At 73.2% G+C, this 14,415-nt stretch carries 7 protein-coding genes; 6 read left to right on the top strand and 1 reads right to left on the bottom strand.

The window, feature by feature from the left end; genetic code table 11:
* Nucleotides 1-20: 20 nt before the first annotated feature.
* From WME79_RS29935 to WME79_RS29925, 3 genes are all read left to right on the top strand, one after another.
* Nucleotides 21-905 carry a hypothetical protein gene (locus WME79_RS29935; RefSeq protein WP_437521779.1) on the top strand — a complete coding sequence of 295 codons (885 nt, stop codon included), beginning with the start codon at nucleotides 21-23 and terminating at the stop codon, nucleotides 903-905.
* Between the two features lie 8 nt (nucleotides 906-913).
* The gene (locus WME79_RS29930) at nucleotides 914-4,921 is read left to right on the top strand and encodes a serine/threonine-protein kinase (RefSeq protein ID WP_437521777.1); all 4,008 of its coding nucleotides are present in this window, start codon (nucleotides 914-916) and stop codon (nucleotides 4,919-4,921) included.
* 103 nt (nucleotides 4,922-5,024) lie between these two features.
* Entirely contained in the window at nucleotides 5,025-8,900 is a 3,876-nt protein-coding gene (locus tag WME79_RS29925; RefSeq protein WP_437521775.1) for a protein kinase domain-containing protein, read from the top strand.
* Nucleotides 8,901-9,025: 125 nt separating this feature from the next.
* Here WME79_RS29925 and WME79_RS29920 read toward each other — a convergent pair whose 3' ends face one another.
* Nucleotides 9,026-11,089: a hypothetical protein gene (locus WME79_RS29920; RefSeq protein ID WP_437521773.1), complete on the bottom strand. Its 2,064-nt coding sequence runs from the start codon at nucleotides 11,087-11,089 to the stop codon at nucleotides 9,026-9,028.
* Nucleotides 11,090-11,561: 472 nt separating this feature from the next.
* Between WME79_RS29920 and WME79_RS29915 the strand changes: the two genes are divergently transcribed.
* The 3 genes from WME79_RS29915 (at nucleotide 11,562) to WME79_RS29905 (ending at nucleotide 14,370) form a co-directional block, all read left to right on the top strand.
* Nucleotides 11,562-12,269: an alpha/beta fold hydrolase gene (locus WME79_RS29915; RefSeq protein ID WP_437521771.1), complete on the top strand. Its 708-nt coding sequence runs from the start codon at nucleotides 11,562-11,564 to the stop codon at nucleotides 12,267-12,269.
* Nucleotides 12,270-12,385: 116 nt separating this feature from the next.
* Nucleotides 12,386-13,900: an NfeD family protein gene (locus WME79_RS29910; protein WP_437521769.1), complete on the top strand. Its 1,515-nt coding sequence runs from the start codon at nucleotides 12,386-12,388 to the stop codon at nucleotides 13,898-13,900.
* A complete protein-coding gene (locus WME79_RS29905; RefSeq protein ID WP_437521767.1) occupies nucleotides 13,897-14,370 on the top strand; it encodes an NfeD family protein in 474 nt (157 codons plus the stop codon). The genes WME79_RS29910 and WME79_RS29905 overlap by 4 nt, the downstream gene beginning before the upstream one ends.
* The last annotated feature ends 45 nt before the right edge of the window (nucleotides 14,371-14,415 follow it).

Genomic DNA, 14,415 nt, shown 5'->3' with positions numbered 1-14,415 from the left:
CGATGACAAGGGGGAGCACCATGGTTCTTTTCAGTGCACGAAGTGTTGCGGTCTTCGCATTACCTCTGCTTACCGCTGCCTGCATCGGCGCCGAGATCGACGAGCAGGCGGAGGAGCTCGTCGGGGAGGCCGAGGGCGAGCTCATCGCCGAGAACGGCCAATTGCCGAACGCGCTGAGCTTGAACGCGCTGAGCCTGAACGCGCTGAGCCTGAACGCGCTGAGCCTGAACGCGCTGAGCCTGAACTCACTGAGCACGAGCGCGAAGTCGGCCATCCAGAACCCGGGAGAGACCGGCGCCCTGTCCAGGGACCTCCTGCGCTACGTCGTGAGCTGTTCGCTCCGCACCGACCAGACGTTCTCGTTCTCATGGACCGACAGCAGCGGCGTCATCCACCCCGAGGTGTACCGCGGCGACCTCGGCTACGCGCACTGGTGGGCGAGCAATGGCATCAGTAACGATACCTATGTCCAGAATCAGATCTCGGCCTGCCTCGCCGCGCGGGTCAACTGGTACGGTATCTCGGTGAGGATCTCCCTGCGCAACAACGAACTGGCGTCAACGACGGCGGAGCGCGCGGAGTTCCCGGTGAGAGAGGGCGCGTTCTGGGGCAACCTGTTCTCCACGACACCGTATGTGGGGGCCTGCTACGATTCGGTGGGCTACGTTCGTGCGCGCCAGGTGAAACGCGACTGCGCGGCCGGCCACGTTGAGACCAACCCGACGACCGGGGAGGTCACTTGGCAACCGTGCGGCGCCATGGTGATCTGGGGCTCGTGCAATCAGCTGTGCAACGGGATCGACACCAACGCCGGCTACTTCAGGGGGTGTGTCACGAACTATTTCGTCAACCCTTACGCTCGCACGGACCAGGTGGTGACCACATTCTTGACGGCCGGCCCCTAGGAGCGTGAATGGGCTCGGAAGCCCTACGAGACGAGCAGCCGGAACGCGCGGCCCGGGAAGCGGGGCGCTGTCCGGCCTGCGGGCGGCGGAATCAGGGCGTGTGCCCCGAGTGCACGCAGTCCGCTAGGCCGCTGTCTGGCCAGTCGTCGATTCCTCCGGAGATCACGGAGGTCGTCCCCGTCGCTTTGCCTCGTTTCCCCGGCTACTGGACCCGCAGGACGCTGGGGCAGGGCGGCTTCGGCCTCGTCTTCGAGGCCGAGCCGGAGGGCGGCGGCGCGCGCGTGGCCATCAAGCTCGCGCGCGCCGATCGCCGCGACGCCGCCCAGCGCCTCCGGGGTGAGGTCGAGGCGCTCTCGGCCATCGGCGCCCCCCACGTGCCGGCCGTGCACGCGGGGGGGGCGCTGGACGACGGCTCGCCCTACGTGGTGATCGAGCACATCGCTGCGCCCACGCTCGCCTCCCGCCTCGCGGCGCGCCCTGCGCCGCAGCTCGAGGAGGCCGCCCGGCTCGGGCTCGCGACGCTCGCGACGCTCGAGGCCGTGCACGCGCGCGGCTACGTGCACTGCGACCTCAAGCCCGAGAACATCCTCGTCGATGAGGCGAAAGCGACGCTCATCGACCTCGGCATCGCCCGCGTCGTGGGGTGGCGCTACGACGGGCAGGACGAGGACCTCGCCGTGGGGACGGCCGAGTACATGGCGCCGGAGCAGTCGGCCGGGTGGCCGGATCTCGACGCCCGCGCCGACATCTACGCGATGGGCGTCATCCTGTACGAGCTCTTCGCGGGCCGGCCGCCGTTCTGGGGGCCGCGCGCGGCGGTGCTGGAGGATCATCGGAGCCGCAGGCCGCCGCGCCTGTCGGCCAGCGCGGCCGTACCGCGGGCGGTCGAGGAGGTGGTGCACCGCTGCCTGGCCAAGGAACGGAGCGAGCGGTTCGCGAGCGCGAGCGAGCTCCGCGTGGCGCTGGAGCGCGCGCTCCGGGACGAGGTCGCAGCGAGCGCGCGCGAGGGGTCGCGCTCCGCGGCCGGCATCGAGCGCCGCGTGATGGGGCTCCTGTTCTTCGAGAGCGCGGCCGATCGCATCGCGGTGCAGCGCAGGCTCCTGGCGCTCGGTGGCGAGCTCGCGCACGCGTCCGGCGCTCGTTACGTGGGCGTCTTCGGCCAGGAGGGGCCGACGAGCCCCGCGCGCCGCGCGCAGCGGGCGGCCGACGAGCTCCTGCGACGCGGGCTGTGCACGCGGGTCCTCATCGATCTCGCGCCCGTGTCGATCCAGGCGCGCCCGGACGGGACGCGGCGGTTCCTGAGCCCGCTCTTCTCGCGCGCCGAGCGGTGGCCGTCCGCCGCCGGGCCGCTGGGGCCTTTCCTCACGCCCGAGGCGTCGGCCGCGCTCCCGCAGCCGTCGCACGCCGCAGTGGGCGACGAGCTCCCGCCGGGCATCGAGGATCAGTCGCGGGACGCGACGCGCCCCGGCGGGTTCGTCGGCCGTCGCGACCTCCTCGAGCAGCTCCTGCAGAGCGCCGAGGAGGCGCTCTGCATGAAGAAGCCCACGGTCGTCTCGGTGACGGGCGGGCCCGGCCACGGGAAGAGCCGCCTCTTCGTCGAGCTCGGCAAGCAGCTCCGGGAGCGGCTGCCGAACGCCCAGATCATCGAGCTGCGCGGGCAGGAGCCGACGAGCGGCGTGTCGGACGCGACGCTCCACGAGCTCGTGCGCAAGGCGCTCTGCGTGCCCGAGCAGCCCCCGGAGAGCGGCGTCCGCGGGGCGCTCCCGGAGTCGCTCGGTGCCGTGCTTGGCGAGGAGCTCCGCCTGGGGCTGGCGATGGCGCTCGGATGGGTGGACGAGCAGACGGGCGTCGACATCTTCCCCGAGCTCGAGGCGCTCCGGGCCGCGCCCGGCGCGCTTCGCTCGGCGCGCGTGCGGGCGGCGGGCGAGTGCCTGCGCCAGTGCGCGGCCGCGTCGCCCGTGATCGTCCTCCTCGACGACGCGCACTTCGCCCACGACGCGACGCTCGCTGCGCTCGAGTACGCGGCGCTCGCGGACGAGGCCACGCCGCTGTGGATCTGCGCGATGGGGCGCCCGGCGTTTGCCGAGGCGCACCCCTCGTGGGGCGAGCGCGCCGCGCGACACGAGGCCCTGCGGCTCGAGCCGCTGGACGACGAGAGCGCGCGGGCGCTGTGCCGGCGGCTGCTCCTGCCCGCGCGGGACGTGCCGGAGCCGGCGATCGATCGCCTGCTCGAGCGCTCGCAGCGGGTGCCGCTCTTGCTCGTGGAGCTCGTGCACGGGCTCAAGCGCGAGGGGATCCTGCGCCGGCACCTGCGGGGCGACGCGTGGTACCTGGCGACCGATGAGCTCGAACGCCTCCCTGTGCTGCCGTCGCTCGATCCGCTGGCGCAGGCGGAGATCGCGGCGCTCGGGCCGGCGCTCGGGGCGCACGCGCGGCTCGTCTCGCTGCTTGGCGCAGAGGTGTCGATCGACGAGATCGCGGGCGTGCTGCGCCAGCTGGATCTCCGTGGCGACGGCGCGGCCTTCCCGCTCGATGCGCGCGTCGGGACCGAGCGGTTGCTGAAGGTGGGCGTGCTGGTCGGCGACCGGAAAGACCGGCTGCGCTTCCGCCACGCGCTGGTGCGGGAGGCGGTCGCGCAGGACGTCGCCGAGGCCGAGCGGCGGCGGATCCACCTGGCGGCGTACGAGCACCACCGCGAGGCGGCCCACGAGGGCCGGGAGCAACGGCGGCTCAGGATCGCGCACCACGCGGCCGAGGCGGGGCTCGCGACGGTCGCGGAGGACGCCTACCTGGAGCTCGCCGAGCGGTCGCGGGCGCGGCACGCCTACGTGGAGGCGGAGCTCTACTACAGCCGGGCGCTCGCGCAGCCTGTCGAGGCGCCTGGGGTGCGGCGGAGGAAGGCGTACCGGGGCCGGGGGCTGATGCGTTACCGGCTGGGCCGCTACCACGACGCGCTTGAGGATCTCGATCGCGGGCGCGCGATGGCGGTCGAGGAGGGCGACGTGATCGAGCAGATCGAGATCCTGCTCGACGAGGCAACGGCGCTCGACTGGATGGACGACTACGGACGATCGAAGCAGCGCGTGGAGGAGGCGGGGGCGCTCGCGCGCGGCGATCTGCCGGCCGCGCTGGCGGCGCGGCTCTCGATGGGGGTGGCGCGCTCGCTCCACCGCGAGAGCCGCGATGAAGAGGCGGCGCATCAGTTCGAGCGCTCGGCGGCGCAGGCAGAAGGACTAGGCGACGAGGGCTACGAGACGCTCGTCGTGTCGTTGCTCCTCCTGGGCTTCATCTACCCGGGGCTGGGGAAGCTGGACGAGGCAGGCACGGTGCTGAATCGTGCGGTCCGCATGTGCGAGGAGCGCGGCGATCTCCTGCATCTCGGACCAGCGATCAACGCCCGGGCGCTCCAGCGGGCCTGCCTCGGGGACAGCGCGGGGATGATCCTGGATTTTTGTCGACTGCTCACCATCTCGCGCGAGCTGGGTCAGGGGATCATGGAGCTCGTGAGCGAGTTCAACCTGGGAGAGTACCTTTACCTGATGGGCAATCTGGACGCCGCCCTGCCACACGTGGAGCGGGCCATAACGCTGGAGCGCCAGCGGTGGGGGGAGGAGATACGGCCGGTGGTCCAGCTCCTTCAGGCGAGGCTGCTCCTTTATCAGGGCGAAGAGGGCAGGGCGCGGGAGATCATCGAGCCCATCCGGGCTCGGCAGGCGACGGCCGTCGCGGCGGGGCGCGAGCACACGGCGATGACCCCTGCGGAAGAGGTGCTGTGGTCGATGATCGATCTGGCGACGCGGGAGGCGAGCGACGAGGAATGGGACGAGCTCGAGCAGCGGTCCGCTCGCCACTTTGTGGGGCAAGAGCAGATCGAGGTCATCGAGGCGCGAGCACGGGCGCGCTCGCGGCGCGGTCTCCACGAGGACGCGAACGCGGCGCTGGCGCGGGCGATCGAGGCGGCCGGGAGGATCCCTAACGTGATGCGGGAGCGGCTCGAGCGGCAGCGAGGGCGCTAGCCGCTCCGTGAGCCGCTTACGCCGGCTCGTGACCCGCGGACCTAGCACCGCGCGTACGAGAAACAGACACCCAGCTGGCCGGCACGAGTACATAGGAAGCGCCGTGCACGCGCTGGACCTCGTCGAGGATCGGTTCGAAGTCGAGCGTCTCGCCGCCTCCGGCGGGATGGGCGACGTGTACCGCGCGCGCGACCGGCTGTCGGGAGAGGCGATCGCGCTCAAGGTCCTCCAGGGCACGAGCGCGCGCGATCTGCGCCGGTTCACGCGGGAGGCGGAGGCGCTCGTCACGCTGCGGTTGCCCGGCGTCGTGCAGTATGTCGCGCACGGCGTGACCGGCGCAGGACAGCCGTACCTGGCCATGGAGTGGCTCTCCGGCGTCACCCTGGAGGCGAGGCTCGCCGAAGGGCCGCTCGCGTTCGCCGAGAGCGTGACGCTGGCCACGCGCGTGGCGGCGACGCTCGGCGCCGTCCACCGCCACGGCGTCGTTCACCGCGACCTCAAGCCGAGCAACCTGATGCTCGTCGAGGGCGCCGTCGAGCGCGTCACGCTGCTCGACTTCGGCGTCGCGCGCGACCTCCGGCTCGCGCGGAGCCTCACGTCGCCCGGCGCTGTCCTCGGCACGCCCGGGTACATGGCCCCCGAGCAGGCGCGCGGCGATCTGGCCGTCGACGCCCGTGCTGACGTGTTCGCGCTCGGATGCGTGCTGTTCCAGTGCCTCGCGGGGCGCCCGCCGTTCCTGGGCGACAGCGCGCTCGCGCTGCTCGTGAAGGTCGTCCTGGAAGAGCCGCCGCGGCTCGGGGAGCTGCGCGGCGACATCCCTGAGCCGTTCGAGCGCCTGGTGATGCGGATGCTGTCGAAGAAGGCAGGGGAGCGGCCGCGCGACGGCGACGCCGTCGCAGCGGAGCTCGCCGCATTCGCCGGCGAGGGGCTCGCCGCCGGAGGGAGCGGCGTCGCGGCGCCGCGCGCTCCTGGCGAGGAGATCACGACAGCGGAGCGCAGGGTCATGTGCGTCATCCTGGCCGCTAACGGCAGCGCCGAGACGGAGGCCACGCTCTCGGACGCCGAGGGGGTCGCGCGGACGCAGGCGCTGCGGGACATCGCGGCGCGCCACGGCGGGAGCCTCGATTTCCTGCAGTCGCGCTGGCTTCTCATCGCGCTGTCGGGCGCCGAGTCTCCGACGGATCTCGCGGTGCGAGCGGCCCGTTGCGCGCTCGCGCTCCGGACGGCGCTCGGCGGCGCGCCCATGTCCGTCGCGACGGGGCTGGCGGAGATCGAGGGGAGGTTGCCTGTCGGCGAGCTCGTCGATCGTGTGGCCCAGTTCATCGCCGGGCCCGGCGACCAGCCGCCCTCGGGCATCCGGCTCGACGATGCGACCGCAAGCCTGCTCTCGAGCCGCTTCGATACGGCGCGGGAGCCCGAAGGATGCTGGCTTCGCGGCCCCAAGGCGGAGCCGGACTCCGTCCCCAGGCTGCTCGGAAAGCCGACGCCCTGCGTGGGGCGCGAGCGCGAGCTCTCTCAGCTCGCCGCCGAGTGGCGCCATTGCGTGGAGGAGCCCTCCGCGAGCGCCGTGGTGGTCGTGGGCGCCCCCGGTCTCGGCAAGTCGCGCCTCGCCTGGGAGTTCCTCCGCACGCTCAAGGAGCAGGGCGAGGCCGCCGAGGTCTGGATCGGCAGGGCCGATCCGATGGCGGCCGGCTCCGCGTTCGGCCTGCTCGCCCAGGCGCTCCGCCGCGCCCTGCGCATCCTCGACGGCGAGCCGCTGGAGGTGCGGCGGAGCAAGGTGGTCGCCCGGGTGGAGCAGCTCGACGAGCTCGTGGTCAAGCGCCCGCACGTCGCGGCGTTTCTCGGCGAGCTCGTGGGGGCGCCGTTCCCCGACGAGGGCGATGTGCAGCTCCGCGCGGCGCGGCAAAACCCGATGCTGATGGGCGACCGCGTCCGCGAGGCGTTCGTCGACTTCATCAAGGCCGAGTGCCAGCGGCAGCCGGTGCTCGTGGTGCTGGAGGACCTCCACTGGGGCGACCTGCCCACGGTGACCCTGATCGACGCCGCGCTCCGGCACGCCAGGGACCTGCCCTTGTTCGTCCTGGCGCTTGGCCGTCCCGAGGTCCACGAGCTCTTCCCGACGCTCTGGAGCGAGCGCCACGGCCTCCGGATCGGCCTTGCGCCGCTGCCCCGGCGCGCGAGCGAGCGGCTGATTCGCGAGGTGCTCGGCGAGGCCATCGGCGCCGACCAGATCGAGCGGCTCCTCTCCCGCGCCGAGGGCAACGCGTTCGTGCTGGAGGAGCAGATCCGCGCCGTCGCCGAGGGGAGGAGCGCGGGAACGCCCGAGACTGCGCTCGCGATGGTGCAGGCGCGGCTCGAGGTGCTGGAGGTCGAGGAGCGGCGCGCGCTGCGCGCGGCGAGCGTCTTCGGCGAGACGTTCTGGGAGGGCGGGGTCGCCGCCCTCGTGGGCGGCGCGCCGGTGGCGCCGCGGCTGGGTGAGCTCGCGCGGCGGGAGCTCATCCAGCGACGCCACGAGGCGCGCGTCGCAGGCGAGGTGGAGTACGGGTTCCGCCATGCGCTGGTCCGGGAGGCCGCCTATGGCATGCTCACCGAGCGCGACCGCCGCATCGGACATGCGCTCGCGGGCGACTGGCTGGAGCAGACCGGCGGCGCAGACGCGATGGCGCTCGCAGAGCACTTCGAGATCGGCGGCGCGCCGTTGCGGGCGGCCGAGGCGTACCTGCGCGCCGCGGAAGAGGCGCTTCGCGGCAACGACCTGGTCGCCGCGCTGGAGCGGGCCGACCGCGGCATCGGCTGCGGTGCCGCCGGAGAGACTGCAGGCAGGCTCCGCCGGGTGCAGGCCGAAGCGTATGCGTGGCGCGGCGATCTCGCGCTCGCCCTGGAGCGAGGCATCGAGGCGATCGCGTGTGTCGAGCGTGGATCGGTTGTCTGGTTTTCGGTCATCGGGCAAGTGGTTATTGTCTTGTCCTGGCTGGGATCGATCGATGAGATCGCGCGATGGATGTCCGTGGCGGCGGATGCCCCCGCTCCAGGCAACGCGCATCGCGCCAAGCTCGCATGTCTCGGCGACGTCGCGAGCGTGTTGATCATGGGTGGACGTTATGCCGAAGGGAGCGCTTTGATCGAAACCATCGAGCGCGCTTTGTCGCCAGCCGAGCTGCAAGACATGGACGTGCTCGGGCGCCTCCACGAAGCACGTATGAGCCACGCAGTGTGTACGGGTGACCTGAGCGCCGCCGTGAGCAGCGGGGAAGCCGCGGTATCTGCCTATGAGCAAGCTGGAGATCGCCGCAACGCCTGCAGCTGCCGTGGAAACCTGGGGTTTGTCTACGCGGAGCTAGGCGACTTCGAGAGGGCGGAGTCGGCGCTGCGCCCAGCCCAGGAGGAAGCTGACCGCTTGCAGCTCGGCGACCTGAAGCTCGTCCTTGACTCCAACCTGGCGCAGGTCCTCGCGTATCGCGGCCAGCTGGCCGAGGCGCGGATGCTCACAGAAGCAGGCGCCACGCCGAGCCTGGAGGCGCGCGGCGCGCGCGTGGTGGTGATCTCTCGCTGCTGCCTCGCGAGGATCGCCCTCGCCGCCGGCGATCTCGAGACCGCCGAGCGCGAGGCGCGCGCTGCCATTTCGCTCGTTCCCGACGTACCGACGCTCGGCGTGCAGGCCTTCGCGGTCCTCGCGCGTGTGTTGCTCCGGATCGGTCGCATCGAGGAGGCGGTCCGGACAGCGGTCGAGGCCAACGCCACGCTGGCGTCGTTCGGCACCATCGAAGAGGGCGAGTCGTTCGTCCGCCTGACCTACGCCGAGGCGCTCTCCGCGAGCGGCAGGCACGATGAGGCTGCCGTCGCGATCGCTGCGGCCAGGACGGCCCTGCTCGCGCGCGCCGAGAAGCTCGGCGATCCGGCCTGGCGCGAGCGCTTTCTCCAGCACGTCCCCGACAACGCCCGCACGCTCGAGCTCGCGCGCCGGTGGCTCGGCGGCTGATCCCCGCCGAACCGAGCGCCCTTCCTCCGCCCGCGCGCCCTCCGCGCCGCGCTGCCCAGGCGCACGAGGCAAGGCGCCGGCGCGCGGCGACACCGCCGCCGGCCGGCCGCCGTGGAGCCCCGTCCTCACCGCGGGACAGCCGCTGCGGCGCGGCGCGGTGGGTCCTCGCGGTGGGAGACGCCCGTGACGGCGCCCTTTGCGCCCAGATGCGCAGCGGGATCGCCCGTCGCGTCGAACAGGGCGAGCGCCCTCGAATAATCGAGCGCCGCCCCGGCGGTATCGCCCCGCTCGCAGCGCAGGTCGGCGCGCGCATGGAGCACCGCGGCCTGGCCCGCGCTGTCCCCGAGCTCCTCGAAGAGCCGCAGCGCATCCTCGTAGTCGCGCTGCGCGCCCGGGAGCGCGCCCCTCTTGCGGCGCAGGTCGCCGCGGGCCTTGAGCACGGCGGCCTCGCCGCGGCGATCTCCGCTGTCCCGGTACAGCAGGATCGCATTGCCATAGTCGCGCGCCGCGAGCGCCGTCTGCCGCTCTCGCAGGCGCAGGTCGCCGCGGGCCTGCCACGTGCGCGCATGGGTCTGCTCGCACCCGAGCGCCCGGAGGAGCTCCGGCTGCGGGAGCACCTCGCGCGCGGCGCGGACGCGGGAGCTCGCCCCGCGACGCTCATCGTGGCTGCTCGGCGGGGGCGAGCGGAGCTGGCTGAGGACGCGCTCCTCCACGCCCTCGAGGATGTAGAGCGCGCGGTCGTAGTCGCGCGCGGCGCCCGCGAGGTCCCCCTCCCTGAAGCACAGATCACCCTGCGCCTTCAGCACGTTGGCCTCGCCCAGGCGATCGCGGCAAGCCCTGAGGAGCGTGAGCGCGCACCCGTAGTCGCTCGCCGCCCCCGCCAGCTCGTCCTGATCGAGCCGGAGGTTGCCGCGCGCGAGCAGCCCCATCGCCTCTCCGGCCCGGTCGGACGCCGCCTTGAACAGCGACAGCGCCCGCTCATGGTCGTGTGAGGCGGCCGCGAGGTCCCCCTGCCGCCGGCGCACGTCGCCGCGGAGCAGGAGCGCCGTCGCCTGGCCACGCCCGTGCATGGCCGCCTCGAACGCGGCGAGCGCTTCGCTGTAGTCCGCCACGGCGGCGTCTAGCGCGCCCTCGCCGAGGCGCCGGTTGCCGCGCGCGAGCAGCTCCTTTGCGCTGTGGAAGACCTCGTCATCGGCCGGCGGCGAGCTCCGCGCCGCCGCGCGCTGCGCGTTCGCGCGCACCGCCTTGCGGAGGACGTCGCGGTGACCCGGGCGGCCGCGCTCGCGAGCGGCCGGCGTCGCGCGGAGCGTCCCGAAGGTGCCGCGCCGCTTGCTCGCGAGCTCGGCGCGGCGCGCGCTCTCGAGCGCCGCGAGAGCGCGCTCGCGCAGCTCGGGGAGCGCGTCGCCCGAGAGCCGGGCCGCCTCGTCGAGCAATCGCTGCTGGAGCTCGGCCGGGAGGCCGAGATCGACCACCGTGCAGGCGTCGACGAGCGCTCGCGCCAGCACCTCGGCGCCGCGCTCGCCGTCCCGGAACGGCGCGAGGTCGAGGGCGGCGAAGAGCTCGCAGGCGACGCGCCGGCGCGACGCCGCCTCCGGCCGCCCCTCGACGGCGGCCGTCCAGAAGAGCAGCGCCTGCATCGCGTCCGCCGCTCCCCGGTGGAGCGCATCCCAGCGCCTCGCGTCGGCCGCCGCGTCCTCGCGGGCCGCGGCGCGCACGGGGGGCGTCATCGTGAAGGTCTGCGGGCCCTGCTCGAGCGACACCACCCGCCCATGCACGAGCAGCTGGAGCGGCCGCGCAGCGGAGGGCGCCGGCTTCCCCGCCGCGGCGGCGACCACCTCCAGCGGAACGCCGGCCGGAGGCAGCACGGCGAGCGCATGCACCACCCGGCGCGCCTCCTCGCCGAGCGACTCCAGCGCGTCGCCGAGCACCAGACCCACGATCTCCCCCTCGGGTCCCCCCGGGTCCAGCTGCGCTGCGTTCTTCCGCAAATACGCCTCTGCCGACATCCCTGTCCGCCGCAGCGTGGCTGCGGCGATCTCGATCGCGGCCGGCAGATACCCGAGCGCAGCGACGAGCGCATAGGCCCACTGGACCTCCGCAGCGGGCGGCGCTTCCGTCCCCCATGCACCCTGGGAGAGGACGGACATCGCAGCGGATACGGAGAGCGCCGAGACGCTGAGCTCGGCCATCTTCCGATCTCCGGACGTGGAGCGGAACCTCAACATATCGCCTCTGTCATTCCAGAAGAGCTGGTTGTCCGAGCAGGCGCCGTCCGGCTCTCGGCCCGCGGCGACATGCCTGCTGGCCCCCAATCAGCCTGGAGATTGCTGTGTCGAAGCCTGTGTCGAGGAGCTTAGCGCGGCGCGCGACAGGCTCAACGGCCTTCCAGGTTTTCATGCGATCCCCGCGGCAAATTCGCGGCGAACCAGCCCGCGCTGGCACGCGTCCGGCAACGGCTCGCCGATCATGGGAAAGCGCGTTCGACGAAGCGGAACGACGGGATCCTGCGCCGGACGCTCGCTCCTTGTCGCAGGCTCGTATGTCCCGCGGTCGGGTCGAGGAGAGAAGATCCTGCCCATCTCCGCGGGCCCCGTGGAGAGGCGGGGGGCTCCGGCGGAAGGCAGTGGGCGAGAGATCCGGGTCGGAGACGAGATCCTTTATGTGACCGAGACGGGCACCGGCAAGCCCGCGGTGCTTCTGCCCAGCATGCTGATCGACGGAGCGACTTACCGGCCCACGGTCGAGGCGATGGCGCGCCACGCGCGGGTGCTCGTCCTGGAGCTGCCCGGCTCGGGCCGCGCCTCGCGGCTCCGCGCGCCGTGGACCTTGGCGCGGTATGCGCGCTGCGTCGCCGAGGCCTTGCGGGCTTTGCGCCTCGAGCGCGTCACGTTGATCGGCCACTCGCTGTCTGGCGCCGTGGCGCTGGTCGTCGCGGCGCTGTACCCCGAGCGGCTCTCCGGGGTCGTGCTCGTCGATTCCATCGGATTCAACCCGCCGGGCTCGGTCCTTACGCTCGTCCTCGCGCGCGCGGCCGAGGTGCTGCTGGCGCCTCGCTTCGTCGCGCGGGGGACGCCTGCTCTCCTCCACAACCTGCTCTTCCACACGTGGAGCGCGCTGAGCCTCCTGCAGATCGCCGCGACCGCGGATCTGAGCGGCCACGCGGCGCGCGTGCGCGTGAGGACGCTGCTCGCCTGGGGCGCGCGCGATCTCACGGTGCCGATCGGCTCGGCCCTCGCCATCCAACGCTTGATCCCCGACTCGACCCTTGTCGTCTCCTCGAGGGGAAGCCACGACTGGATCGTGGAGCGACCAGCCGAGTTCGCGGATGCGGTGGCGAGGTTCATGGCTGGCAGCGGCGGAGCAGCCTGAGCAGGGGGTATCGTGGAGCGCCGCCATGCGCTACCCTTGTCGCGGCGTTCTTCGGCGTGAACCTCAGGGAGCATGGCGCGCGGCGCGAGCCGAGCGGCCATAGCAGGGAGCGGGGCTTGACTGGTTTGTGGCGCCTGCTGGAACAGGCCGCGAGGTGGGCGCGGCTCGCGACCCCGCTCCTCGCGTTGCTCGCGACGATGGCACTGTGCCTCCCCGCCCGCGGCGAGACGGCGGCGCCCGCGGCGGGCCCGGGCGGCGCGGCCGCGGCCGGAGCCCCCGCGCCGCCCGGCCCGCGGCCGCTCCCGTCGATCCCCGGCGCGGGGAAGGTCACCGTGGTCGCGATCTCGGGGACGATCGATCTCGGCCTCTCGCCCTTCCTGGAGCGCATCGTCGCCGCCCAGGGGGAGGGCGACCTCCTCGTGCTCGACATCAGCACGCTCGGCGGCCGCATCGACGCCGCGCTCGCCATCCGGGACGCGCTGCTCCGGGCGCGCGCGCGCACGGTGTGCTGGGTCAACCCGCGCGCGATCTCGGCCGGAGCGCTCATCTCGCTCGCCTGCGATGTCATCGCGGTCGCCCCCGGCGCCACTCTCGGCGCGGCGACGCCCGTGCAGATCGGCGAGGGTGGCGAGATGAAGCCCGTCGCCGAGAAGGTCGTGTCGTACATGCGGAAGGAGATGCGCGCGACCGCGGAGGCGAAAGGGCGTCGCGGCGACATCGCCGAGGCCATGGTCGACGCTGACGTGGAGGTCCCCGGCCTCGATGAAAAGGGGAAGCTGCTCACGCTGGACGGCGCGCAGGCGCTCGCGTGGGGCGTCGCCGAGGTGCAGGCCGGCAGCGAGGCAGACCTCTTCGGCGCTCTGGGCCGCTCCCAGCCCGCGGAGATCATCCGTCCGCGCCCCAGCTTCGCCGAGGAGCTCGCGCGCTTCCTCTCGGATCCCACGCTCTCCGGGGTCCTCATGACCCTCGGGATGCTCGGTATCCTCCTCGAGCTTTACGCGCCTGGCCACGGCGTCTCGCTCGCCGTCGGGCTCTCGTGCCTCGCGCTCTTCTTCTTCGGGCACCACGTCGTGAAGCTCGCCGGCTGGGAGGAGCTTGCGCTCTTCGCCGTCGGCGCGATCCTCATCGCGGTGGAGATCTTCGCCCCGGGGCACATCGTCCCTGGGGTTGCGGGCGCTGCGTGCGTGGCGAGCGCCCTCGTCCTTTCGCTCCTCGATCTCGAGCGCGTGCCGGTCGATGTCGCCTGGCACGCCGGTTGGCTGCCGCGCGCCCTCGCCTCGGTGTGCGGCTCGCTCGCGGCGACGGCGGCGCTCGCCGTGGGCGCCGCCCGCATCGCGCCGAGGACGCGCTTCGGGCGGCGGTTCGTTCTGGACGCGGCGATCCGCGGCGTCGCCGTCGGAGGACCTCCCGACGCCTCCGCGGCGCCCGCGTCGCTCGTGGACCGGCTCGGCACGGCCGCGACCGATCTGCGCCCCTCGGGCAAGGTCGCGCTCGACGGCCGCCGCGTGGAGGCGCTCTCGGAGCTCGGCTATGTCGAGGCCGGCGCCCGCGTGCGCGTGATCCGCGCGGAGGGGGGCCGGGTCGTCGTGAGGGCGGTCGCGCCCAGCGCGGGCGAGGAGCGCGGAGCGTGACGCCGGCGCTGCTCGTCGTCGCGCTGCTCGTGGCGGGGCTCGTGCTGCTCGCCATCGAGGTGCTGGTCATCCCAGGCGTCGGCCTCGTCGGGGTCCTCGGCGGCGCCGCCGTGCTCGGCGCGGTCGCGCTCGCATGGGCGTCCCTCGGGATCGGCTACGGCCTGCTCGCCCTGGGCGCCGGCGTCTGCGTGACGTGGCTCCTGTTCTGGGCTGTCCCGAGGACGCCGGTGGGCCGCAAGATGGTGCTGCTCGAGACCCAGCGGAGCGGGCGTGGCCCGGACGCGCGGCTCGCCGCGCTGGCCGGCAAGGAGGGCAGGGCGCTCACGCCGCTCCGCCCCGCCGGCACGGTCGAGATCGAGGATCGCGCGGTCGATGTCGTGACCGACGGCCTCTACGTGGAGGCCGGCACGCCTGTGCGTGTCGCGAGCGTGGAGGGGAATCGGGTCGTCGTCGAGCCGCGCAAGCCCTAGAGAGCGCGCGAGAGGCGGCCCTTCACGGACAGGGACGGGTGGAGA

Origin of the sequence: Sorangium sp. So ce726 (assembly GCF_051521405.1) — a bacterium.
Taxonomy (GTDB): Bacteria; Myxococcota_A; Polyangia; order Polyangiales; family Polyangiaceae; genus Sorangium.
This window is presented reverse-complemented; position numbering and strand designations above follow the sequence as displayed.